This is a genomic window from Micromonospora sp. CPCC 206171 (genome assembly GCF_036906755.1).
Taxonomy (GTDB): Bacteria; Actinomycetota; Actinomycetes; order Mycobacteriales; family Micromonosporaceae; genus Micromonospora; species Micromonospora purpureochromogenes.
This window is the reverse complement of record NZ_JBAKHT010000023.1, coordinates 52,629-72,943: the sequence shown is the minus strand read 5'-3', so window position 1 is coordinate 72,943 and position 20,315 is coordinate 52,629. Positions and strand designations below refer to the sequence as shown.

The 20,315-nt window shown below is 74.6% G+C and carries 21 protein-coding genes and 1 riboswitch; of the genes, 2 read left to right on the top strand and 19 right to left on the bottom strand.

Going from position 1 to position 20,315, the window contains the following annotated elements; translation table 11 throughout:
- Window positions 1-56 precede the first annotated feature (56 nt).
- From pheT to rpe, 17 genes are all read right to left on the bottom strand, one after another.
- Window positions 57-2,603: a phenylalanine--tRNA ligase subunit beta gene (pheT, locus tag V6U89_RS23405; RefSeq protein ID WP_334573477.1), complete on the bottom strand. Its 2,547-nt coding sequence runs from the start codon at window positions 2,601-2,603 to the stop codon at window positions 57-59.
- Window positions 2,604-2,643: 40 nt separating this feature from the next.
- On the bottom strand, window positions 2,644-3,723 hold the full coding sequence (gene pheS, locus V6U89_RS23400) for a phenylalanine--tRNA ligase subunit alpha (RefSeq protein WP_334573476.1): 1,080 nt from the start codon (window positions 3,721-3,723) through the stop codon (window positions 2,644-2,646).
- A gap of 215 nt (window positions 3,724-3,938) precedes the next feature.
- Complete coding sequence (locus V6U89_RS23395) at window positions 3,939-4,778, bottom strand: TrmH family RNA methyltransferase (RefSeq protein ID WP_334573475.1); 840 nt, start codon at window positions 4,776-4,778, stop codon at window positions 3,939-3,941.
- Window positions 4,779-4,807: 29 nt separating this feature from the next.
- Entirely contained in the window at window positions 4,808-5,200 is a 393-nt protein-coding gene (gene rplT / locus V6U89_RS23390; RefSeq protein WP_030335718.1) for a 50S ribosomal protein L20, read from the bottom strand.
- A gap of 32 nt (window positions 5,201-5,232) precedes the next feature.
- Window positions 5,233-5,427, bottom strand: a complete 195-nt coding sequence (gene rpmI / locus V6U89_RS23385; protein ID WP_334455516.1) for a 50S ribosomal protein L35 — start codon at window positions 5,425-5,427, stop codon at window positions 5,233-5,235.
- Window positions 5,428-5,445: 18 nt separating this feature from the next.
- Entirely contained in the window at window positions 5,446-6,090 is a 645-nt protein-coding gene (gene infC, locus V6U89_RS23380; RefSeq protein WP_334573474.1) for a translation initiation factor IF-3, read from the bottom strand.
- 347 nt (window positions 6,091-6,437) lie between these two features.
- Entirely contained in the window at window positions 6,438-6,911 is a 474-nt protein-coding gene (locus V6U89_RS23375; RefSeq protein ID WP_334573473.1) for a PH domain-containing protein, read from the bottom strand.
- An 87-nt stretch (window positions 6,912-6,998) separates the two neighbouring features.
- Window positions 6,999-8,039 carry a DMT family transporter gene (locus V6U89_RS23370; RefSeq protein ID WP_334573472.1) on the bottom strand — a complete coding sequence of 347 codons (1,041 nt, stop codon included), beginning with the start codon at window positions 8,037-8,039 and terminating at the stop codon, window positions 6,999-7,001.
- A complete protein-coding gene (gene hisG, locus V6U89_RS23365) occupies window positions 8,036-8,881 on the bottom strand; it encodes an ATP phosphoribosyltransferase (protein ID WP_334573471.1) in 846 nt (281 codons plus the stop codon). Before hisG ends, V6U89_RS23370 begins: the two co-directional genes overlap by 4 nt.
- A 45-nt stretch (window positions 8,882-8,926) precedes the next feature.
- On the bottom strand, window positions 8,927-9,190 hold the full coding sequence (locus tag V6U89_RS23360; RefSeq protein ID WP_013732805.1) for a phosphoribosyl-ATP diphosphatase: 264 nt from the start codon (window positions 9,188-9,190) through the stop codon (window positions 8,927-8,929).
- Between the two features lie 142 nt (window positions 9,191-9,332).
- Complete coding sequence (gene ribH / locus V6U89_RS23355) at window positions 9,333-9,833, bottom strand: 6,7-dimethyl-8-ribityllumazine synthase (protein WP_334573470.1); 501 nt, start codon at window positions 9,831-9,833, stop codon at window positions 9,333-9,335.
- 2 nt (window positions 9,834-9,835) lie between these two features.
- Window positions 9,836-11,101 carry a bifunctional 3,4-dihydroxy-2-butanone-4-phosphate synthase/GTP cyclohydrolase II gene (locus V6U89_RS23350; protein WP_334573469.1) on the bottom strand — a complete coding sequence of 422 codons (1,266 nt, stop codon included), beginning with the start codon at window positions 11,099-11,101 and terminating at the stop codon, window positions 9,836-9,838.
- Between the two features lie 76 nt (window positions 11,102-11,177).
- Entirely contained in the window at window positions 11,178-11,870 is a 693-nt protein-coding gene (gene pnuC, locus V6U89_RS23345; protein ID WP_334573468.1) for a nicotinamide riboside transporter PnuC, read from the bottom strand.
- Complete coding sequence (locus V6U89_RS23340; RefSeq protein WP_334573467.1) at window positions 11,870-12,508, bottom strand: riboflavin synthase; 639 nt, start codon at window positions 12,506-12,508, stop codon at window positions 11,870-11,872. Before V6U89_RS23340 ends, pnuC begins: the two co-directional genes overlap by 1 nt.
- Window position 12,509: 1 nt before the next feature.
- On the bottom strand, window positions 12,510-13,571 hold the full coding sequence (gene ribD, locus V6U89_RS23335; RefSeq protein ID WP_334573466.1) for a bifunctional diaminohydroxyphosphoribosylaminopyrimidine deaminase/5-amino-6-(5-phosphoribosylamino)uracil reductase RibD: 1,062 nt from the start codon (window positions 13,569-13,571) through the stop codon (window positions 12,510-12,512).
- A gap of 148 nt (window positions 13,572-13,719) precedes the next feature.
- A riboswitch (FMN riboswitch) is annotated at window positions 13,720-13,894 on the bottom strand.
- A gap of 62 nt (window positions 13,895-13,956) precedes the next feature.
- Window positions 13,957-14,916 (bottom strand): response regulator, encoded by a 960-nt coding sequence (locus V6U89_RS23330; protein ID WP_088962710.1) that lies wholly within the window; start codon window positions 14,914-14,916, stop codon window positions 13,957-13,959.
- A 1-nt stretch (window position 14,917) separates the two neighbouring features.
- Entirely contained in the window at window positions 14,918-15,598 is a 681-nt protein-coding gene (rpe, locus tag V6U89_RS23325) for a ribulose-phosphate 3-epimerase (RefSeq protein ID WP_334573465.1), read from the bottom strand.
- 258 nt (window positions 15,599-15,856) lie between these two features.
- Between rpe and V6U89_RS23320 the strand changes: the two genes are divergently transcribed.
- The gene (locus V6U89_RS23320; protein WP_334573464.1) at window positions 15,857-16,744 is read left to right on the top strand and encodes a septum formation family protein; all 888 of its coding nucleotides are present in this window, start codon (window positions 15,857-15,859) and stop codon (window positions 16,742-16,744) included.
- A 79-nt stretch (window positions 16,745-16,823) separates the two neighbouring features.
- Entirely contained in the window at window positions 16,824-17,714 is an 891-nt protein-coding gene (locus tag V6U89_RS23315; protein WP_334573463.1) for a septum formation family protein, read from the top strand.
- A 63-nt stretch (window positions 17,715-17,777) separates the two neighbouring features.
- On the opposite strand, the gene V6U89_RS23310 is transcribed toward V6U89_RS23315, so the two are convergent.
- Together V6U89_RS23310 and fmt are read right to left on the bottom strand one after the other, a co-directional pair.
- Window positions 17,778-19,247, bottom strand: coding sequence for an RsmB/NOP family class I SAM-dependent RNA methyltransferase (locus V6U89_RS23310; RefSeq protein ID WP_334573507.1), 1,470 nt, complete (start codon window positions 19,245-19,247; stop codon window positions 17,778-17,780).
- Between the two features lie 140 nt (window positions 19,248-19,387).
- Window positions 19,388-20,314: a methionyl-tRNA formyltransferase gene (gene fmt / locus V6U89_RS23305; RefSeq protein WP_334573462.1), complete on the bottom strand. Its 927-nt coding sequence runs from the start codon at window positions 20,312-20,314 to the stop codon at window positions 19,388-19,390.
- Between the last annotated feature and the right edge of the window lies 1 nt (window position 20,315).

Below are 20,315 nucleotides of genomic sequence, written 5' to 3'. Positions count from 1 at the left end.
GCGGCGGCCGACGCGAGCGCGCCGGCCACCACCAGCCAGCCGAGGAGCGGCACCGGTCAGGCGCCGCGCAGCGTGGCGCCGAACCGCTGCGCCGCGAGGGCGACGGCCGCGTCCCGGGCGGCCACCGCCTCCTCCACGGTCAGCGTCCGGTCGGGGGCCCGGAAGGAGAGCTTGTACGCCAGCGACCGGCGACCCGCGCCGAGCTGCTCCGAGGCGTACACGTCGAAGAGCCGGACGCTCTCCAGCAGCTCGCCGGCGCCCTCGACCAGCGCCTGCTCCACCTGGGCCGCGGGTACCGACTCGTCCAGCACCAGCGCCACGTCGATCAGCGCCGGCGGGAAGCCGGACACGGTCGGCGCGGGCGCGACCGGCGGGGCCGGCAACGCGTCCAGGTCCAGCTCCATGGCGCTGGTGCGGCGGGGCAGCTCCAGTGCCGCCACCACGGCCGGGTGCAGCTCGCCGGCGTGACCGACGATCGCCCCGTCGACCAGCAGCTCCGCGCAGCGCCCCGGGTGCCAGGGCGCGTACTCGACGGCCCGCACCTCGATCCGGTCCGCGGGGATGTCGGCGGCGGCGAGCACCACCCGGCCGGCCTCGACCGCGTCCGCCCAGCCGGCCGCCCGCCCCGGGCCCCACCAACCGGCCGGGTCGATGTCGCCGGCCAGCACGACCGCGACGTGCCGCGGCTGGTACGGCACCACCGCGTCGGCGGCGGCGAACTCCGCCTCGGTGGGCCGCCGGTCCACGCCCATCGCCGGCGGGGTGCCGGCACCGGGGCGCGGATGGAAGACCGTCCCGATCTCGTAGATGGAGAGGTCGCGCTGGCCCCGGCCCAGGTTGCGCTTGAGGATGCCGAGCAGCGGGCCGAGCAGCGTGGTCCGCAGCACCGGCTCCTCCTCGGAGAGCGGGTTGGCCAGCCGGACCGCCGCCCGGCGCGGGTCGTCGGCGAGCAGGCCGAGCTGGTCGGCGAGCTCCGGTGCGGTGAACGGGTGGGCCAGCACCTCGACGTGGCCGCGCTCGGCCAGCGCGCGGGCCACCGCCCGGCGGCGGCGCTGCTGCCAGGTGAGGCCACGCCCGGCGGGCGCGGTGGGCAGCACGGACGGCACCCGGTCGTACCCGTCGAGGCGGACCACCTCCTCGACCAGGTCGGCCGGGTCGGTGAGGTCGGGTCGCCAGGTCGGCGGGGTCACGGTGAGCACGTCGCCGGCACCGGCGGCCACGCCGACCTCGCCCGGGTCCTCGGACAGCCGGTCGGCGCCCCGGACGACGGTGCAGCCGACCTGCTCCAGCAGGGCGACCACCCGTTCCGGGGAGTACGCCACCCCGACCCGCCGCGACGGCAGGTCGGCCGGGAGGACGACCGGCCGCACCGGCCGGACGTGGTCGATGTCCAGGATCTGCTCGCCGACGGTGCCACCGGCGTGCTCGGTGAGCAGCCGCACCGCCCGCTCCAGGGCGACCAGCGGCAGGGCCGGGTCGACGCCCCGCTCCCAGCGCTTCGCCGCCTCGCTGAACAGCCGGTGCCGGCGGGCGGTGCGCCCGACCATCACCGGGTCCCAGTGGGCGGCCTCGAAGAGCACGTCGGTGGTGCCGTCGACGACCTCGCTGGTCTCGCCGCCCATCACCGCGGCGAGCGAGATCGGCCCGGTGTCGTCGCAGATGACCATGTCCTCGGCGGTCAGGGTGCGGGCCACCCCGTCCAGGGTGGTCAGCTTCTCCCCCGCCTCGGCGCGGCGGACCACCAGCGGGCCGCTGATCCGCTCGGCGTCGAAGGCGTGCATCGGCTGGCCGAGTTCGAGCATCACGTAGTTGGTGATGTCGACCGGCAGCGAGATGCTGCGCACGCCGGCGACGGTGAGCCGCCGCGACATCCAGCCGGGCGTCTCGGCGGTGGGGTCGACGCCCCGCACCAGCCGCGCGGCGAACCGGTCGCAGCCGACCGTGTCGCGCACCTCGACCGGGTACGCCGGCTCGGCGGTGCCGCCGGGCGCGGGCGCCAGGCCCGGGTCACGGAACGGTACGCCGAGGGCGTGCCCCAGCTCGCGGGCGAGGCCGCGCACGCTCAGCGCGTACCCCCGGTCGGGGGTGATGTCCAGCTCGACCACGACGTCGTCGAGCCCCACGACGGGCCGCGCGTCGTCGCCCGGCTTGGCCGGGGTGTCCGGGGGCAGCACGATGATGCCGGAGTGGTCGTCACCCAGGCCCAGCTCCCTCGCGGAGCAGATCATGCCGGCGGAGTTGCGCCCGTAGGTCTTGCGCGCGCCGATGACGAAGTCACCCGGCAGCACGCCACCGGGGAGGATCACCACCACCCGGTCGCCCTGGGCGAAGTTGCGCGCCCCGCAGACGATCTCCTGCGGCTCGCCGGTGCCGTTGGCGGCGCCGACGTCGACCCGGCAGAACCGGATCGGCTTCTTGAAGCCGGTCAGCTCCTCGATCTCCAGGACCTCGCCGACCACCAGCGCACCGGTGACGGTCTCCCGCAGGTCCACCACGGAGTCGACCTCGATGCCGAGGTCGACCAGGGCCTGCTCCAGGTCGCCGGTGGGCAGGTCGGCGGGGAGGTCGACGTACTCCCGCAGCCAACTGACAGAAACTCGCATGACTTCAGACCACCGTTCCCGTGACTCGTACCCGCATCGCCTACGCCCCGACCCCGAACGCGCGGGTGAACCGCACGTCGCCCTCGGCCATGTCCCGCATGTCGCTGACCCCGTGCCGGAACATCACGGTGCGGTCGATGCCCATGCCGAACGCGAATCCGGAGTAGACCTCCGGGTCGATGCCGCAGGCGCGCAGCACCCGCGGGTTGACCATGCCGCAGCCGCCCCACTCCACCCAGCGCGGCCCGTCCCGGTGCTCCGGGAACCAGACGTCGAACTCGGCCGACGGCTCGGTGAACGGGAAGTAGTGCGGCCGGAAGCGGGTCTTCGCGCCCTCGCCGAACATCGCCCGGGCGAAGTGGTCGAGCGTGCCGCGCAGGTGCGCCATGGTGATGCCCTTGTCCACCACCAGACCCTCGACCTGGTGGAAGACCGGCGCGTGGGTGGCGTCCAGCTCGTCGGTGCGGTAGACCCGGCCGGGCACGACCACGTAGATCGGCGGCTTGCGGGTCAGCATGGTGCGCGCCTGCACCGGCGAGGTGTGGGTGCGCAGCACCAGGCCGGAGCTCTCCGCGCCGTCCGGCGGTGCGATGTGGAAGGTGTCCATCAGGCCCCGCGCCGGGTGGTCGGCGGGGATGTTCAGCGCGTCGAAGTTGGTCCACTCCAGCTCGACCTCGGGGCCCTCGGCCACCTCGTAGCCCATCCCGACGAACAGGTCGCTGATCTGCTCCATCAGGGTGCTCAACGGGTGGCGGGCGCCCCGGGGGTGCCGGTCGTACGGCAGGGTCACGTCGACCCGCTCCTCGACCAGCACCCGGGCGGCCTGCTCGCGCTCCAGCACCTCCTGGCGGGCGGCGTAGGCGCTCTCGATCGCCCGGCGGGCCTCGTTGACCCGCTTGCCCGCGTCGGACTTCGCGGCCGGCGGCAGCGCGCCGATCTCCCGGCGCGCGAGCGAGACCGGGGCCCGGTCCCCGAGGTGCGCGGGGCGCAGCGCGGTCAGCGCGTCCGGGTCGGCGGCGGTGGCGAACGCCTTCTCGGCGGCGGCGACGGCCTCGGCCAGGGCGGCCGGGTCCAGCAGGGCGACCTGCTTCGGGTCGTACGGATCGTTGCGGTAGCTCATGGCGTACGGGCACTCCCTCACGGCGGCGCCGGCCCTCACGGGCGGCTAGGCGAGTCTACGGACGCGCGGCTGTGCCGCAGCCCGCCGGTGGGAGTTACGCGGGAGGAAGGGGTCAGGCCCGCCGCCCGCCGACACCGGCGGGCTGGCTAAACGAACGCCGTGACGCGTTCACCATGCGGACGACTCCCCTGTGCTCAGTAGCGCGCGTGACGAGGTCAGCGCAGTGCTCTGGCTGAAGCGTACAGGCAGACGGCGGCGGCCGCAGCCAGGTTCAGGCTCTCGGCGCGGCCGTGCAGCGGCACCCTGACCCGGGCGTCGGCGGCGGCGGTCAGCTCCTCGGACAGGCCGTGCGCCTCGGAGCCGAACAGCCAGGCGGTGGGGGCGGCGAGCCGCCCGTAGTCGATGAGATCGTCGAGGTCGCTGTCGCCGTACCCGGTGGTAGCGAAAATCGAGAGCCCGGCGGTATGTAGCGCTTCGACCACCGCGCGGGGTTCGGTGGCGCGGACCACGTCGACGTGGAAGAGGCTGCCGGCGGAGGCCCGCACGCACTTGCCGTTGTACGGGTCGACGGCGTCGCCGGCGAAGATCACCGCGCCCGCGCCGGCCGCGTCGGCGGTGCGCAGCACGGTGCCGGCGTTGCCCGGGTCGCGGATCTCGGCGAGCACCGCGACCAGGCGGGGGGCCCGGTCGAGGGCGGTCTCCAGCGGGACGTCGAGGTGCCGGCAGACGGCGACCAGCCCCTGCGGGGCGACGGTCTCGGCGAGCGCCGCCAGGGCCTCGTCGGTCACCTCGGAGACGGGTACGTCGGCCCGGGCGGCGGTCGCCGCCAGGTCGGCGTACCGGTCGAGGGCGGCCGGCGTACCGAAGAGTTCGGTGACCGTGCCGGCGCGGGCGAGGGCCTCGCGGACCGCCTGCGGGCCCTCGGCCAGGAACCGGCCGGTGGCCTCGCGGTCCCGGCGGCGCTGCAGCCGGCGGGCGGCGACCACCCTGGGGGTACGCGGGGTGAACGGGCCGGAGACAGCGTCGAGGCGCCTCCCGCGCGATGGTGACTGCATGGGAGACGCCTCGACCTGCTGCGGGTGGATCAGGCGGCCTGGGCCGCGGCGCCACCGGTGCCCTCGGCCGCCACGGCGGCGCGGGCCAGCTCGACGATCGCGGCGAACGCCGCGGCGTCGTTGACGGCCAGGTCGGCCAGGATCTTGCGGTCGACCTCGATGCCGGCCAGGCGCAGGCCCTGGATCAGCCGGTTGTAGGTCATGCCGTTGGCCCGGGCGCCAGCGTTGATGCGCTGGATCCAGAGCTGCCGGAAGTCGCCCTTGCGGTCACGACGGTCCCGGTAGGCGTACTGCATCGAGTGCAGCACCTGCTCCTTGGCCTTGCGGTACAGCCGGGAGCGCTGACCGCGGTAACCACTCGCGGTCTCCAGCAGGGTACGACGCTTCTTCTGGGCGTTCACAGCCCGCTTGACGCGTGCCATCTCAACTCCTTCTTCGGTTCAGGTGGCGCGCGTCAGCGGCCGAGCAGCTTCTTGATGCGCTTGACTTCGGCCTTGGCCAGCACGACCGTGCCGGTCAGCCGCCGGGTCTGGCGGGAGGGCTTCTTCTCCAGGTTGTGGCGAAGGCCGGCCTGCTGGGCAACGATCTTGCCCTTGCCGGTCACCTTGACCCGCTTGCCCATACCCGTGTGGCTCTTCATCTTCGGCATGTGGAACGTCTCTCCCTGTTACTCGCCGGTGTGGTCGGCGACTGCGCCGGTCTCGCCGGCTGCTGCGGTCTCGCCGGTCGCCGCGACCTCACCGGCTTCCGGGGCGGACTCATCGGCCCGGTCCCGGGGCCCGCCGCGGGACGCCGTGGCGGCGACCGCGGAGGCCTTGACGGCCCGGTGCGGAGCGAGAACCATGATCATGTTTCGACCGTCCTGCTTCGGAGCGGCCTCGACGTAGCCCAGGTCCGTGATCTCGGACTCGAGCCGGCGCAGGAGCCGGTAACCCAGCTCCGGGCGGCTCTGCTCGCGACCGCGGAACATGATCGTCACCTTGACCTTGTCGCCCGCCTTGAGGAACCGCACCACGTGACCCTTCTTGGTCTCGTAGTCGTGCGGGTCGATCTTCGGCCGGAGCTTCATCTCCTTGATGACGGTCTGCTGCTGGTTACGCCGCGCTTCGCGCGCCTTCAGTGCGCTCTCGTACTTGAACTTGCCGAAGTCCATGAGCTTGCACACCGGCGGGCGCGCCATCGGCGCAACCTCGACCAGGTCCAGGTCGACGTCCGCGGCCAGCTGCAGGGCGCGCTCCAGTGGGACGATGCCCACCTGCTCACCCTCAGGGCCGACCAGTCGGACCTCACGTGCCCGGATCTGCTCGTTCACGCGTGGTTCGACGCTGATGGGGCCTCCTCGAGTCGAGTGTCCTGCGTGTGGCGACCCCATGGGCCCCCGGGTGGGGGCCGCCGGAAAGCAGAAGGCCCTGGCGCATGCCAGGGCCCGCTCGACCGGTCGGCACGATCACATGATCGCGCATCCGGGACCGGGACGTGCCCGGAACCGGGGACCGGACCCGGCCACCGTCAGGGGCGACTCGGGTGGGAGCAGGCGCTCCGCTTCAAGACCGCCCGCACGTCGGAACGGGGGCAGTCTGGTCGACTCGGCAACACTACACCCTCGCCCCAGGCATCCCCAAACCGGGCTCGCAGGTCAGCGCGGGTGTGACCGGGGGCTCAGCGACTCGTCTGGCCGGCGGCCGACGCGGCCAGGTGGGCCTGGTGCAGTCGGCGCAGCGCCCGGACCCCCTCGACCGCGATCTCCTCGTCGGCCGCCTGGAGGGCGACCATCGGGAGCAGGTCGTCGTCGTGCAGCTCCAGGCTGGCCCAGGGGGCGCCCCGGTCGAAACGCACCCGGCGGACGACCTCCCAGGGCAGCTCGTACGAGCCGATCACGTTGCGCACCCGCACGCCCCGGGCGTCCGCCTCGACCCGGGGCCGGGTGAAGAGCAGGATCGCCAGCGCGCCGAAGACGCCCAGGCCGACCATGGCGAGCTGGTCGCCGCGCTGGAAGGTGCCGTAGCCGTCGCCGGTGGAGCCGGAGAGCGAGGTCGCCACCAGGCTGAAGACCACCAGGACGGCGGCCGCCGAGGCCCAGCAGACCACCCGGATGCGACGGGGCTTGAGGCGGATCAGCTCGGTATCGCTCACCCCACCAGTCTGCCACCCGGTCACCGGCCGTGGTCCGCCGCCACACGGACCCGGCCGGCGCTCACGTCACCCGACCGCAGGGTGGTGTCAGCCGGCCGGCGGAGCGGGCCGGTCGGCGTACGCGGAGTCCCGCCGCTGCCGTCCCGCCGGATCCTCCGGGGTCGACCGCGCCGCCGGCACCGACCGGGTGACGGCGGGCGCCGAGGCCGTCCGGGCCGCCGGACGCCGCTGCTGGCCGGCGACCACCGAGGCGACCAGCGTGAGCACCGCGCCGGCCAGGACGGGCCAGCGCAGCCCCGGCCCACCGGGCAGCAGCAGGTCCAGCAGCAGTCCTCCGCCGAGCTGGCCGGCGACCAACGCCAGACCGGTCCGCAGCACACCCAGCGCCCGCACGCCGACCAGCAGGCTGGCCACGATGCCGACCCCGAGCAGTCCGCCGGTGTACAGGTACCAGGCGGGTGGCCAGTCGGGCCGGGCCACGGTGAACGCGCCGGCGAGCGCCGCGACGGCCAGCACGGCCGGCGTGCTGACGGCGAAGTTCACCGCGGTGCTGGCCGCGGCGGTGCCCGCCGCGGCCACCCGGCCGTTCAGCGCGGACTGCACGGCGACCGCCAGCCCGCCCAGCACGGCGAGCAGGACCAGGCCGACGGCCAGCTCGCCCAGGGGCTGACCCAGCTGGGCGAGCCCCACCGCCGCCGTGCCGAGCAGGGCGCCGACCACCCGGGACGGGGTGAGCGCGAGCCGGCCCACCGGGGCGAGTCCGGCCCGGTCCACCGCGAGGCCGCCGAGACTGCCCCCGGCGACCTGGGCGATGGTGAAGACGGCCACCCCGAGCACCGGCACGACGTACGTGCCGATCACGATGATCACCGCCCCGCCGAGCCCACCCAGGTAGCACCACCACGGCAGCCGGGACCGGCGCAGCACGGCGAGCCCGGTCCGCATCGACGGCAGGACCAGCAACCCGACCAGGATCAGCAGCGTGCCACCGGCGTTGTTGACCACCGCCCCGAGCACGGGGTTGCCGACCCGCTCGCCCAGCTCGGCGTTCGCCGCCCCCTGGGCGGCCGACGCCACCCCGCCGAGCACGACCAGGGCCAGCGCGGCCGTCGGCGGCGGCGACCTCACAGCCGGCAGGCGTGGATGTTGGTGACCAGGATGGCGCGGGCGCCGAGGTCGTACAGCTCGTCCATGATCCGGTGCACGTCGTCGCGGAGCACCATCGCCTGCACGGCGACCCAGCCCTCCCGGTGCAGCGGGGACACCGTCGGCGACTCGATGCCCGGGGTGAGCGAACTGGCCCGGTCCAGCAGGCCGGCCGGCACGTCGTAGGCGAGCATGACGTAGCGGCGGGCGACCAGCACCCCGTGCAGGCGGCGCAGCAACTGCTCGGCCTGCGGGTGGGTCGGGGCGCCGGCGCGGCGGACCAGCACCGCCGAGGAGCGCAGCAGCGGGTCGCCGAAGACCACCAGGCCGGCCTGGCGCAGGGTGGCCCCGGTCTCCACCACGTCGGCGACCACGTCGGCGACGCCGAGCCGGATGGCGTTCTCCACCGCCCCGTCCAGCCGGATCACGTCGGCCTTGACCCCCAGCTCGCCGAGGTACCGGTCGACCAGCCCGGGGTACGCGGTGGCGATCCGGTGCCCGCCCAGCTCCTGCACCGAGTGGACGTCCTCCGGGCGGGCGGCGAAGCGGAAGGTGGCCCGGGCGAAGGCCAGGTCCATCACCTCCTCGGCCGGGGCGCCGGAGTCGATCAGCAGGTCGCGGCCGGTGATCCCGACGTCGAGGTCACCGGAGCCGACGTAGGTGGCGATGTCCTTGGGACGCAGGTAGAAGAACTCGATGTCGTTGGGCTCGTCCCGGCAGACGAGGTCCTTCGGGTCGGTGCGCTGGCGGTAGCCCGCCTCGCGCAGCATCTCGGCGGCCTTCTCGGCCAGGGCGCCCTTGTTCGGTACGGCGACACGCAGCATGACGGAGTGCTCCTTCGATCGAACGTGATCAACGACGGGGCGCACTCACAAATGTCGGTAGACGTCCTTGAGCTCGAGACCGCTGGCGAGCATCAGCACCTGGACCTGGTAGAGCAGCTGGGAGATCTCCTCGGCGGTCCGCTCCGGCCCCTCGTGCTCGGCGGCCATCCACGACTCGGCCGCCTCCTCGACGACCTTCTTGCCGATGAAGTGCACGCCCTTCTCCAGGGCGGCGACCGTGCCCGAGCCCGGGGTGCCGGCGGCGGCCTTGGCCTGCAGCTCGGCGAACAACTCCTCGAACGTCTTCACGGGATCCGATTCTTCCAGTCACCGGGCGATACCTCGCGCACCGGGTCCGGCCGTGTCACCTTCCGGGCAGAGCCACTCCGGAACGCCGAGGTGGCGGTGTCCGGATGCCTCGGACACCGCCACCTCGGCGGAACGGAGTCGATCAGCGGCCGAAGCCGAGCCGGTGGCCGTTGGCGGCGGCCACGTCCCGGATGGCCAGCGCGGCGTCGAGGGCCGCCACGGTGGCCGCCCACCCCTTGTCCTCCGCCGAGCCGGGCAGCCCGGCCCGGTCGCGGGCCTGCTCGATCGTCTCCACGGTGAGCACCCCGTGCGCCACCGGCTTCCCCTCGTCGAGGGCGACGCGGGTGAGGCCGTCGGTCACCGACCGGCAGACGTAGTCGAAGTGCGCGGTGGCGCCCCGGACCACCACGCCGAGGGCGACCACCACGTCGCAGCGCCGGGCCAGGGCCTGGGCCACCACCGGCAGCTCCACCGAGCCGGCCACCCGAGCGACCACCGACCGGGCCCCGCACGCCTCGGCCGCCGCCACCGCCCGGTCGAGCATGTGGTCGGTCAGGTCGGCGTGCCAGCGCGCGGCCACCACGCCCACGGTCAGCCCGGCGGCGTCCACCGTGGTCACCCCGGGCTCGCCGAATCCCGCCATGTCTACGCTCCGATCTCGTCGCCGGGGACCGGGCGGCCCATCGGGGCCTCGGTCACCTCGTCCAGTTCGTCCAGCAGGTGCCCCATCCGGTCCCGCTTGGTCCGCAGGTATCGCACGTTCTCCGGGTGCGGCCGGATGGGCAGCCCCTCGCGGCCGGTGATGGTCAGGCCGTACCCCTCCAGCCCGGCCCGCTTGGCCGGGTTGTTGGTCAGCAGCCGCATCGAGCGCACACCCAGGTCGTAGAGGATCTGCGCGCCGGTGCCGTAGTCGCGGGCGTCGGCGGGCAGCCCCAGGTCGAGGTTGGCGTCCACGGTGTCCCGGCCCAGGTCCTGGAGCTGGTACGCCTGGAGCTTGTGCAGCAGCCCGATGCCGCGCCCCTCGTGCCCGCGCACGTAGAGCACCACGCCCCGGCCCTCCCGGGCGACCCGGGCCAGGGACGCCTGGAGCTGCGGGCCGCAGTCGCAGCGCAGCGAGCCGAAGACGTCCCCGGTCAGGCACTCCGAGTGCACCCGCACCAGCACGTCCTGCCCGTCACCGAGCTCCCCGTAGACCAGGGCGACGTGCTCGGCCGGGTCGTGCTCGGCGCGGTAGCCCAGCGCCCGGAACACCCCGTACGGGGTGGGCATCCGAGCGTCGGCGACCTGCTCCACCTGCTTCTCGTGCCGCCGCCGGTACGCCACCAGGTCGGCGATGGTCACCAGGGTCAAGGCGTGCTCGGCACAGAACTTCTCCAGGTCGGGCACCCGCATCATGGTGCCGTCCTCGTTGACCAGCTCGCAGAGCACGCCGGCGGGACGCAGCCCGGCCAGCCGGGTCAGGTCGACGGCCGCCTCGGTGTGCCCGGGGCGGCGCAGCACCCCGCCCTCCCGGGCGCGCAGCGGCACCACGTGCCCGGGGCGGGACAGGTCGGTCGGGTCGGTGCCCGGGTCGGCGAGCAGCCGGATGGTGTGCGACCGGTCGGCGGCCGAGATGCCGGTGCCGATCCCCTCCCGGGCGTCGACCGTCACCGTGTACGCGGTGCCGCGCCGGTCCTGGTTGGTGTGGTGCATCGGCGGCAGGTCCAGCCGGTCGCACTCCGACTCGGTCAGCGACACGCAGATGTAGCCGGAGGTCCAGCGGACCATGAACGCCACCAGCTCCGGCGTGGCCAGTTCGGCGGCGAAGATCAGGTCGCCCTCGTTCTCCCGGGACTCGTCGTCGACCACGACGACCGGCCGGCCGGCGGCGATGTCCGCCACCGCCTGCTCGATGCTGGCGAAGGTGCTCATGCCGGCACTCCGCTTCGCTCCGTGCCGCCGTGCGGCACCACCGCACTGGACCTGATGATTCGCTCGCTGCGCTCGCTCATGCGACGGCCTCCGAGTAGGTGGACGGGATCGGCGGCGCGGCCGCCCGGGCGGCCCGCGAGGTCCGCCACCAGGCGGCGAGACCCCAGACGCAGAACGCGCCGTAGAACAGGTACATGGCTGCCGACGGGTAGAAACCGCCGCGCAGCAGCAGCGGCACGCCGACCGCGTCGACGGCGATCCAGATCAGCCAGAACTCGACCCAGCCGCGGGCCATGCCGTACGTGGCGAGCAGGCTGCCGGTCAGGATCCAGGCGTCCGGCAGCGGGCCCCAGGAGCCGAGCGCGGCGAGCACCGGGTACCCGGCGGCGACGCCGACGGCGGCGGCCAGCAGCAGGCCGAGCCGTTCCCGGCCGGTGGCCCAGTGCGGGCTGACGGCCGGCTGGTCGTCGCCCTGCCGGCGGTTGCGCGACCAACGCCACCAGCCGTAGACGCTCACCGAGAAGAAGAAGATCTGTCGGCCGGCCTGGCCGTAGAGATCGTGCGCCTGCGGGGTGGCGAAGACGCCGCCGAGGAAGACGGTGAACAGCAGCGCGTTCCCGATCATGCCGACCGGCCAGGCCCAGACCAGCCGGCGCAGCCCGAGCAGCGCGGAGGCCAGCCCGAAGACGTTGCCGACGATCTCCCGGACCAGCACCGGCGAGCCGGCGATCTCGAGCTGGGCCTCGAGCAGCCAGCCGAGCGGGCCCATCAGCGCCCACCACCCGCGGGCCCGCCGGGCAGGCCGCCGCCGGCGAGGCGGTCGCCGAGGAGGCGCTCGACGTACTTGGCCAGCACGTCGACCTCCAGGTTGACCGGGTCGCCGACGCCCTTGCCGCCGAGCGTGGTCAGCTTCAGCGTGGTGGGGATCAGCCCGACGGCGAACCAGTCGTCGCCGACCGCGGCCACGGTCAGCGAGACGCCGTCGATGGTGATCGAGCCCTTCTCCACCACGTACCGGGCGAGGTCGGCGGGGAGCCGGAAGCGGACCGTCTCCCACTGCGCGGCGGGCTCCCGGGCGACGATCTCGCCCACCCCGTCGACGTGGCCCTGCACGATGTGCCCGCCGAGCCGGCTGTTGAGCGCGGCGGCCCGCTCCAGGTTGACCGGGTCGCCCACCCGCAGCGCGCCGAGCGCGGAGCGGCGCAGCGTCTCCCCCATCACGTCGGCGGTGAAGACACCCTCCTCGACGTCCACGACCGTGAGACAGACGCCGTTGACCGCGATGGAGTCGCCGTGCCGGGCGTCGGAGGTGACCAGCGGGCCGCGGACGGCGACCAGCGCGGAGTCACCCCCGGTGTCCGTGACGCGGACGACCTCGCCCAACTCCTCGACGATGCCGGTGAACATGTCAGGCCTCCATCTTCCGGGGCAGCGCGGTGATCCGCAGGTCGGGACCGACCTGCGTAACGTCGGTGATCTCCAGGTCGATCGCATCGGCGATGGTCGTCACGCCGGCGTCGACCAGTGCGGTCCGGCCCGCGCCGAGCAGCTTCGGCGCGACGTACCCGACGACCTTGTCGACCAGGCCGGCGGCGAGGAACGCGCCGGCCAGCCGGGGGCCGCCCTCCAGCAGCGCGGCGCGCACGCCGCGGCGGTGCAGCTCGGCCAGCAGCGCCGGCAGGTCGACCCGGCCGTCCGGGCCGGCCCCGACCTCCGCCGCGGTGGCGATCCACGTCCGGGCGGCGCCGTCGCGGACCCGGGCCCCGGCGGGGGTACGCCCGGAGCTGTCCACCACCACCCGCAGCGGCTGCCGGATGGCCAGGGTGCCGTCGCGCAGGTTGCGGGCGGTGAGCCGGGGGTCGTCGGCGAGCACGGTGCCCACCCCGGCGAGCACCGCGTCGACCGTGCCGCGCAGCGCGTGCACGTCGATGCGGGCCGCCTCGGACGTGATCCACATGCTGGTGCCGTCGGCCGCCGCCGACCGGCCGTCGAGCGTCGCGGCGAACTTCCAGATGACGTACGGCCAGCCGCGGCGCATCGAGGTCAGCCAGGCGATGTTGCCGGCCTCGGCCTCCGGCCCGCGTACCCCGAGCTCGACCTGGATGCCGGCGGCCCGCAGGGTGGCGGCGCCGCCGGAGGCGACCGGGTTGGGGTCGGGCACGGCGATCACCACCCGGGCCACGCCGGCCTGGACCAGCGCGAGACTGCAGGGGCCGGTGCGGCCGGTGTGATCACAGGGTTCGAGGGTGACCACGGCGGTGCCGCCCCGGGCACGCTCACCGGCCTGGGCGAGCGCGACGATCTCGGCGTGCGGTCCGCCCGCGTACGCGTGGAATCCCTCCCCGACGACCCTGCCGTCCGAATCGAGCAGGACGCAGCCGACGACCGGGTTGGGGCTGGTGGTGCCGAGGCCGCGAGCCGCCAGCGTGACGGCGCGACGCATCGCCTCGTCGACGGAGACGCCGGCCATGGCTCTGCCCTCTCAACTCGCCGGGCCGCGCGCGGGCGGTACGGGAGGAGCCGCGGGCAGGCGGCGGCGGAGCCGGGGAACGGCACGGCCGCCCCCGGGGAGCCCACGCAGCGGCTGGAGTCCAGCCCACGCAGGCCCGCCCCGTCCCGCGCGCTGTCTCCCATCCGGACTTTCTGGGTGCGGAAACCTTCCCGCTCCCAACCGTCGGCCCCGGATTCTCACCAGGTCCACCGGGCGGCCTGAGCCGTCCGGGTCGCGGGCTTACCACGGTCGGACCGTGGATCACCGCCGGTTCGGAATTTCACCGAGCCCCGCCAGCGCGTGGTGGGTACATGGGAAGTCTTACACGTTCCCCCGGCCCGTACGCCACTGCACGCGGGCTAGCTCACACCCCGTCAGCGCGCCGCCGGTCCACCGCCACGTACGAACCGGGCTGGCTCTTGGCGACGGTTTTCATCTCCGAGGCGACCGCGATCGCGGCGAGCGGGTCGGTGAAGCGCTTCCGGGCGTCGGAGAGGGAGACCCCGATGGAGAGGGTGACCAGGTGCGCCTTGCGCACGTTGCCCCGGCGATCCTTCAGCTCGACGTAGCCGCGCTCGGCGTCGGCCGGGTCGTAGAGCTTGTCGGCGGCCTTCTCGAAGTCCTCCACCGCCCGGAAGGTCAACGGCCGGACCTGTTCCGGGGTGCAGACGACGACGAAGTCGTCGCCGCCGACGTGGCCGAGGAAGGCCGGCGGCAGCCCGATCGAGACCACCGCCCGGTGCAGGCTGCGGGCCAGCGCGGAGATGAACTCGTCGCCGCGGACGAAGCCGTACCGGTCGTTGACGCTCTTGAACCGGTCGATGTCGATGTAGCCGACGGCGTAGTCGACGCCGCTGCGGACCCGGTCGCTGATCTCCCGGCGGATCCGGCTGTTGCCGGGCAGCCCGGTCAGCGGGGAGACCTCCCGGAACTCCTTGTTGCGGCGCAGCGTGGAGCTGACCCGGGCCACCAGCTCGGCGGTGTCGAAGGGCTTGACCAGGTAGTCGTCGGCGCCGGCGCTGAGGCCGTGCACCTTGTCCACGGTCATCCCCTTGGCGGTCAACATGATCACCGGCAGGGCGGAGGTCATCGGGTCGGCGCGCAGCCGGCGGGTCAGCTCCAGCCCGTCGATCCGGGGCATCATCAGGTCCACCACGGCCAGGTCGGGCCGGTGCCGCTCGATCATCTCGAGCGCCTCCTGGCCGTCGCCGGCGTGCAGCACCTCGAAGCCGTGCAGCCGCAGGTTGAACTCGACGAAGCGGGCGATGTCCTCGTCGTCGTCGACGACCAGGATGACGTCGGGTCGATCGCCGGCCGGGTCCACGTCAGGCTCCGGGAGCCGCGCGCTCCGCGAGCCCCCGCAGGCGGCGCACCGCCTCGGCCGGGTCGGCCGCCCCGTAGACGGCGGTGCCGGCGACGAAGGCGTCCGCACCGGCCGCCGCGGCTTGCTCGATGGTGTCGGCGGCGATCCCGCCGTCGACCTCGATGCGCAGCTCCAGGTGGCCGGTGTCGACGTGGCGGCGGGCCGCGCGGACCTTCTCCAGCAGCTGCGGGATGAACCGCTGCCCGCCGAAGCCGGCCTTGATCGTCATGATCAGCAGAGTGTCGAAGCTGGGCAGCAGCTCCAGGTACGGCTCGATCGGGGTGTCCCGGTCGATGGCCAGCCCGGCCTTGGCACCGGCCGAGCGGAGGTCCTTGGCCAGCGCGACCGGGTCGTCGCAGGCCTCGGCGTGGAAGGTGACGTTGTACGCGCCGGCGTCGGCGTAACCGGGGGCCCACCGACGTGGGTCCTCGATCATGAGGTGCACGTCGAACGGGATCCGGGTCACCGCGCGCAGGCTCTGCACCACGGGCAGGCCGATGGTCAGGTTGGGCACGAAGTGGTTGTCCATCACGTCGACGTGCAGCCAGTCCGCGGCGTTCTCCACGGCACGGACCTCGTCGGCGAGGCGGGCGAAATCGGCGGCGAGGATGCTGGGCGCGACGATCGGCGGCGGTACGGTCACGGGGTCAGTGTACGAATGCGGCCACCTGCCGCGGGCATCGCGGCCCCCCGGGAACGCCCTGTGACCCAGGAGTGACCGCTGGTGCAAGATTGGGCTCCACGCAACGCAAAACCGGACGGACGGCCGGCCGCGACTGGCCGCCCGACGGAAAGGCGGCAACACTCCATCAGAGACGGTCGGCCGTGCTGCACGTCCCGCGGAACCACAACTCCGCGTGGGCCGCGAGGACCGGCCGTCATCTCCCGGAAAGGGCGGACGATGCGACGGTGGCTCGTGGCGCTGGCGCTGGCCGGCGCGGCGACGATGGCGATGAGCGGCTGCGTCCCGCAGCACCGGCCCGACGGCGACCTGGCCGACGACTGGCCGGACCTGCCCGCACCGCGGATGTTCGTGCCCGCCACGGACGCCTGCCTGCCCCGGATCACGGCGGTGGTCCAGGCGGGCACGTACGACACGGTGGACTGCGCCCGCAGCCACCTGGCCGAGGCGATCCACGTCGGGACCTTCACCGACGACGCGGCGGCCGGGCCGCGCCCCGAGCCGGGCTCCCCGGCGCTGCGCCCCGCCCGCGCCGAGTGCGACCAGCGGGCCCGCGAGGTGCTCGGGGGCGACTGGCACTCGGCCCGGCTCACCATGAACATCGCGCTGCCCTCCGTACCGGCGTGGAACGGCGGCGCCCGCTGGTTCCGCTGCGACCTGAGCGAGACCGACAGCATCGACAACACCCGCCCGGTCAACCGCACCGGCAGCCTGCGCGGCGCGATGATCGGCGACAACCCGCTCACCCACCGCTGCTTCGACCCCAAGCTGATCGGTGACAACCTCAACTACATGGCGCCGGTGCTCTGCTCTGAGCCGCACCGGGCCGAGTTCGTCGGGGTCTACCTCGAACGGGACATGACCTGGGCGGAGTTCGGCCGGGCCAACCAGGAGGTGCACCGGCGCTGCATGGCGCTGATCGCCAACTTCGCGGCCGTGCCGAACAACGCCGACCTGCCGTACCGGGCCGGGTCGATCTTCTACCCGCCGTCGCAGCGGGAGTGGGAGGAGGGCGACCGCGGCATCCGCTGTTTCCTGTGGAGCGACGACCGGAAGCTGACCCGCTCGATGCGCGGCGCCGGCCCGAAGGGACTCCCCGCCATCTGAGGCCCGGTGCCGTAAGCTGCCGCACCGTGACACCCGCTCGGCGGGCGCCACGGTCACGGTCGGCGAAAGGTCGGGTGCGATGCGGCGGTGGTGGACGGCGGTCGCCGTGGGCGGCGCGGCGCTGCTGGCGCTGACCGGGTGCGGCGCCACCGCCGGGGTGGACGCGGACCTCGCCGACGACTGGCCGGCCCTCGCCGCGCCGCAGGGCTTCGTCCCCGCCGCGGGCGTCTGCCACGCCGGGGTGCAGGACGTCGGCTACCTCAGCGGCTACCGCCCCGTCGACTGCGCCCGGTCGCACCGGGCCGAGACGATGCACGTGGGCACCTTCACCGGCGCCGACGCCCGGCGCTCCACTCCCCCGGCCGGCGGCACCGGCGCGATGCTCGCCGCCCGCGCCGAGTGTGACCGGGAGGTCCGGCGGGCGGTGGGCGCCGACTGGCGCTCCGGCCGGCTCGGCCTCGCCGTCGTCTTCCCCTCACCGGCGGCGTGGACGGGTGGGGCCCGCTGGTTCCGCTGCGACCTGACCGAGGTCGAGAGCGTCGACGAGGCCCGGGCCACCCCCCGTACCGGCAGCCTGAAGGGCGCCCTGACCCGCGACACCGACCTGCGGCTGCGCTGCTTCGAACCAAGGGTCGACGGTGACGACGTCGAGGCGATGAAGCCGGTCTCCTGCACGGCGCGGCACCACGCCGAGTTCGTCGGCGTCTGGCCGGCCACCGGCCTCAGCTACGCCCAGGTCACCAAGGGCGACGGGCGGGTCCACCAGGGATGCCTCGGCGTGCTGGCGAGGTACACCGGGGTGCCGAACGACGGCAACGTGCGGTTCCGCGCCGGCTCGATCTTCTACCACCCGCTGGAGCGCGAGTGGCGCGACGGCAACCGCGGGGTGCAGTGCTTCGCGTGGGTCAGCGACCGCACCCTGACCCGTTCGCTCAAGGGCGTCGGCACCCGGGGCCTGCCGGTCCACTGAGCCGGCGGCGGGGCGGCCCTGCCGTGCTCCGCCCCGCCCCCGTACCGCTGCGCCGCCCGCCGCTCAGCCGCGGCGCAGCACCGCCAGGAACATCGCGTCCGTGCCGTGCCGATGCGGCCAGAGCTGCACCGTCGGGCCGTCGCCCAGCCCCGGCATGCCGGCCGGCAGCAGCGTACGGGCGTCGACGAAGTCCGCCGGCACCTCGGCGCGCCGGGCCGCCTCGGTCACCGTCACGTGCGTCTCCACCACGTGCGGGGAGCAGGTGACGTACGCGACCAGGCCGCCGGGACGGGCCGCGCGCAGGGCCGCGGTGAGCAGTTCGCGCTGCAACCGGGTCAGCGGCGGCAGGTCCGACGGCTGACGCCGCCAGCGCGACTCCGGCCGGCGGCGCAGCGAGCCCAGGCCGGTGCACGGGGCGTCCACCAGCACCCGGTCGAAATGCCCCTCGGGCAGCTGCGGGTCCGCGCCGACCGTGCGGCCGTCGGTGTGCAGCACGGTCACCGGCAGGCCCCGGGTGGCCTGCTCGACCAGCCGGGCGCGGTGCTCGGAGACCTCCACGGCGGTCAGCCGGGCGCCACGCTGCGCGGCGATCGCGCCGAGCAGGCCGGACTTGCCGCCGGGGCCGGCGCACAGGTCGAGCCAGCGCCCGTCCGGGCCGTCCAGCGGCGCGACGGCCAGCGCGTTCGCCACCAGCTGCGAGCCCTCGTCCTGCACGTGCGCGCGCCCCTGCGCCAGCGCCGGCAGGTCACCCGGCGCGCCCCCGGAGAGGTAGACCGCGTACGGCGAGAAGGCGCCGGGGGCGCCACCCACCTCGTCGGCCAGCTCCACCGGGTCGGCCAGGCCGGGCCGGGCGCACAGGTGCACCGGGGGTCGCTCGTTGTCCTCGATCAGCAGCCGGGCGGTCTCCCCCAGGTCTCCGCCGAGCGCCTCGGCGAAGGCCCGCACGATCCACTGCGGATGGCTGTACGCCAGCGCCAGGTGGCCGACCGGGTCGGTCTCCATCGGCGGGGCGAGCTTGGCCACCCAGGCGTCAACGTCCCGGCCGGCGATCTCCCTAAGCACCGCGTTGGCGAAGCCGGCGGCGCCCGGCACGACCGAGCGGACCAGGTCGACGGTCGAGGAGACCGCCGCGTGCGCCGGCACCCGGGTGTGCAGCAGCTGGTACGCCCCGAGCCGCAGCGCGTCGCGGGCCGGCGGGTCGATCCGCTCGACCTCCCGCCCGGCGGCGTCGGTGATGATCGCGTCCAGGGTGCCGGTGTGCCGCAGCGTGCCGTAGGTCAGCTCGGTGGCGAAGGCGGCGTCCCGCCCGACCAGCCCCTCCTCGCGCAGGATCGACGGGAGCACCAGGTTGGCGTACGCGTCGTCCCGGTGCACCGCCGCGATGGCCTGGTAGGCGGCGTACCGGGGCAGGTCGACGGCCGGGCGGGCGGGACGGCCGCCGCGCCGGTCGAAGCCGGGGCGGCCGCCGGTCGGGCGGTCGCCGCGGTAACCGCCGCTCGTCGGGCGGTCGCCGCGGTAACCGCCGCCGGTCAGACGGTCGCCGCGCGGCGCGTCGGAGCGCCGGGGCGCGGACCGGTCGAACCGGTCACCGCGGGAGCCGTCGGCCCGCCCGGCGGACCGGTCGTCGCGAGGGCGGTCGGAACGGGAGCTGTCGGGACGGTCCGCGGGGGTGCTCACGCGAGCACCTCGCCGGCGCCGACCCGGACGCCGCGCGCCCAGTCGGTCGCCGGCATCGCCTTCTTGCCCGCCGCGCGCACCTCACCGAGCTGCACCGGCACGGTCGCGGTGCCGGCCAGCACCCGGGACTTCTCCACCAGCAGCTCTCCCGGCTTCAACTCGGGGCCGTTGCCGACCGGGGTCACCGGGCCGAGCTTGACCCGGTCGCCCCGGAAGGTCGTCCACGGCCCGGGGGCCGGCGTGCAGGCCCGGATCCGCCGGTCGACGGCGAAGGCGGGATCGGTCCAGCGCACCCGGGCGTCCTCCACGGTCAGCTTCGGGGCCAGGGACACCCCGTCCGCGGGCTGCGGCTCGGCCCGGGCCGTCCCGGCCTCGATCGCGTCGAGGACGGCCACCAGCAGGCCCGCGCCGGAGTGCGCGAGGCGCTCCAGCAGGTCGCCGGAGGTGTCGGTCGGCCGGATCTCGTCGGTGAGGGTGCCGTAGACCGGGCCGGTGTCGAGGCCCTGTTCGAGCTGGAAGACGCTCGCGCCGGTCAGCTCGTCGCCGTGCAGCACGGCCTGCTGCACCGGGGCCGCGCCGCGCCAGGCGGGCAGCAGCGAGAAGTGCAGGTTGATCCAGCCGTGCCGGGGGATCTGCAGGGCCACCGGCGGCACCAGCGCGCCGTACGCGACCACGGGCACGCAGTCCGGCGCCAGCTCGCGCAGCCGGTCGAGGAACTCCGGCTCGCGGGGCTTCGCCGGGGTCAGCACCTCGATCCCGCGCTCGTCGGCCCAGGCGCCGACCGGCGAGCGGACCAGGCCGCGACCGCGCCCGGCCGGGGCGTCGGGGCGGGTGACCACGGCCAGCAGCTCGTGCCCGGAGGCGGCGACGGCGTCCAGGGCGGGAACGGCGACGGCCGGCGTGCCGGCGAAGATCAGACGCATC